This is a genomic window from Serratia sp. T13T92, assembly GCF_047530105.1.
GTDB classification, from domain to species: Bacteria; Pseudomonadota; Gammaproteobacteria; order Enterobacterales; family Enterobacteriaceae; genus Chania; species Chania fonticola.
Map to the genome: position 1 here is coordinate 1 of NZ_JBLJAK010000098.1, position 3,097 is coordinate 3,097.

Below are 3,097 nucleotides of genomic sequence, written 5' to 3' on the forward strand. Positions count from 1 at the left end.
AGGGCGTGCCATTCTTCGGGCGTGCGGATGTTCCTCATGGGTTTGCTCCGTGTTGATGATCGGGAACAAGATCATGGCAACATCGCGAACGCAATAACAGGTGGGGTTCCAGCGACGCTTACGTTTAATCCGGGTCAATAACTGTGGTGCAACATTCCAGCGGGAGCCACTCTCTGTATGAACAGTCACTGTCTTTTTATTCAGACGAACCAGGACGCCCGTCACTGTTTGCCCATCGTCAGTTCGAAAGCTGACTACATCCCCGGGCCGAAAATCTTCCATGCTTTGCCTGGTTCGCTGGCGTTGTAACGAGTTGAGGCGATTAACAATAATATTGTGTAACGTTATCAACTCCTCCTCCGGCATGTCATCGATTAATTCAGCAAGATTAATAGCCTGCCTGGTGTTCCTTGATGGTGTTTTTTTCATAAAATCCAGTCCCGTTATCTTGTCAGTTTATTAATCGTCCATTTCAGGGCGAAGTTTCCAGGTACTGCCACCGAAAAGTATGTTACCTACGACTTGCTCCCAGGTTTCTGTTTCTGCCAATTTCGTTTTCACTGACAAAAAATCGGCATGGCTCAGGATGACTTCACCGTGATCACCCGGTGAAGCCAATACATAGCCGTCGGCCAACTGTGTTTTTACAGATTGAGCGCCCCGCACCGATCGCCGGTAAAAACTTTTTATGCACCCACCGTTTCGCAGGGCTGATAAAATAGCATTTTCTGGTATACGCACACTAAACCTGCTTATGACGGGAAAGGGTCCGATAAACCGTCGGCCTGGATACCGCGAACAACTCGGCCAGATCGCTGATCGAGTACTGCGCGGTTTCATGCATTCGGCACAGCTCTTTTTGTTGTTTATCAGACAGCTTTGGCTGTTTCCCCCGTAGTTTTCCTTTCGCCCGCGCAATCGCCATGCCTTCGCGGGTGCGCAGACGTATCAGGTCGCCCTCAAACTCTGCAAAGGTAGCAAGCACGTTGAAGAACATCTTTCCCATCGGGTCTGCCGGATCATAGATGCTATTTCCCAGCGCCAGCTTCACACCTCTGGCCTGTAGAGCATCAGCGATCTCTCGGGCATCAGGGACTGAACGAGCAAGGCGGTCCAGTTTTGGGACGACCAGCGTGTCACCACTGCGGACAGCGGCAAGAGCCTGATCTAATCCTGGCCTCAATCGGTTTGAACCAGTCAGCCCTTTATCGATGTAAATTCTGTCTGGGGAGACACCGAGTTTCATCAGTGCTTCCTGCTGAGCAGTCAAATCCTGCTTGTCGGTGGAGCACCGGGCATAGCCGATCCGTATTTCAGTCATAAATGTGTACGTTTAAGGAGCCATGAAAGAGATTGATACCGTACCAGTTATATGAGACAACTTCAGCAGCGATTTATGGCAGAGGCGAAAATTTATTTAACTGTCCGTTCAACGATCCTCTTACGGACATTATTTTCGGGGTCAGGATGACAACTCGTGACAAAGCGACAGGCAAAAGTGAACGATTGGCGGTTTTAAACAGTGCCGAGCAGGAAGCGCTGTATAGCCTCCCGGATTTCGATGATGCTCAGCGACTGGAGTTTCTGGCGCTGGGGGAATCTGAATTGGCGCTGGCCTGCAGCCGTCGGGGGCTTCACGCTCAAATTTATTGCATCATCCAGATCGCTTACTTTAAAGCTAAGCACCTGTTTTTCCGCTTCGGCTGGGATGATGTTCAGGACGACTTAAGCTTTGTCCTGAGCCGTTATTTCCCCGGAGAGTCACTGCCTGACAAACTGCCCTATAAGCAGGAACGCTATGCTCAGCGGGAAAAAATCTGCGCGCTGTATGGTTACTGCCCGTGGTCATCGGCACTGTCTTCAACGCTTGAACAACAGGCCGTTCATATTGTTCACCGCGATGTCACTCCCGGCTTTGTCGCCACGGAGTTGATCATCTGGCTCAACGCACACAAAATCATCCGCCCCGGCTATACCACGCTCCAGGAGCTGGTAAGCCGGACGCTTTCTGATGAAAGGCAGCGGCTGGGGCGTATCCTGATGGAGCGGCTTGATGACGCCACCATTGATGGTCTAAACAAGCTGATTGAACGCGATGATACCCTTTCCCGGCTGGCGATCCTCAGGCAGGATGCCCGTGATTTCGGCTGGCGCCAGATGGTCCAGGAACGGGAAAAACGGGCCATACTGGCGCCATTGCACCGCAAAGCCTGCGACATCCTGCCGGCACTGAATATTTCTCAGCAGAATCTGCTTTACTACGCCAGCCTGGCAAATTTATATACCGTTTATGATCTCCGTGAACTGAAGCCCGATCAGACCCGCCTTTACCTGTTGTGCTATGCATGGGTTCGTTACCGCCAGTTCAGCGATAACCTGGTGGATGCGATGTTTTTCCATATGAAACAGCTCGAGGATGAGAGCCGCAGCGTGGCCAAACAACTTCTGGCTGACGTCCAGGAAAAACACCGGCGTGAAACGTCTAAAATCGGACGGCTGTTATCGCTTTACGTTGATGACAGCGTTCCGGACCCCACCACCTTTGGCGAAGTCCGTCGTCGGGCATGGAAAATCATGCCGCGGGAGGCGCTGAAAACCACCGCACAGCGCATGAGTGTAAAACCCGTCAGTAAACTGGCGCTGCAGTGGCAGGCCGTGGACAGTATGACGGCATTAATCCGGCGTCACCTGCGACCATTATATCTGTCACTGGACCTCACTAGCGTGGTCCAGGACAGCCCGTGGGCTGAAGCGCTGAACTGGCTCAGAATGGTATTCAGCAAAAAGCAGACGCTTTCGCAGCGACCACTGGAGGAATGCCCACCGGAAACATTACCAGAACGGCTGCGCCCGTATCTGCTGGAGTTCGGCGAGGATGACGAGCCCACAGGCCTGAACGCCGGGCGCTATGAGTTCTGGCTCTACCGCCAGATAAGAAAGCGTTTTCAGGCGGGTGAATTCCACCTCAATGACCATGTACTCATTCCTGTTGATGGTGGCAGTTTCGCCCTGACTGGCTTGGACGTTGTACTGGACTACCTGGACGAGATCAGGGAAACCCGATTTACCCAATTCAGCGTATTCCGTAATGAGTACA

Annotated in this window: 3 protein-coding genes and 1 pseudogene; 1 reads left to right on the plus strand and 3 read right to left on the minus strand. The window is 52.2% G+C overall.

Annotated elements, in window-relative coordinates; genetic code table 11:
• The 3 genes and pseudogenes from ACMV5I_RS29245 to ACMV5I_RS29255 form a co-directional block, all read right to left on the minus strand.
• Positions 1-429, minus strand: a pseudogene (locus ACMV5I_RS29245) (hypothetical protein); the annotation flags it as partial.
• Between the two features lie 30 nt (positions 430-459).
• Entirely contained in the window at positions 460-741 is a 282-nt protein-coding gene (locus ACMV5I_RS29250; protein ID WP_181375143.1) for a cytoplasmic protein, read from the minus strand.
• A 1-nt stretch (position 742) separates the two neighbouring features.
• A complete protein-coding gene (locus ACMV5I_RS29255; protein ID WP_181375142.1) occupies positions 743-1,321 on the minus strand; it encodes a recombinase family protein in 579 nt (192 codons plus the stop codon).
• A 146-nt stretch (positions 1,322-1,467) separates the two neighbouring features.
• On the opposite strand from ACMV5I_RS29255, the gene ACMV5I_RS29260 reads away from it, so the two are divergent.
• A partial coding sequence (locus ACMV5I_RS29260) for a DUF4158 domain-containing protein (RefSeq protein ID WP_414825945.1) occupies positions 1,468-3,097 on the plus strand: 1,630 nt, incomplete at its 3' end.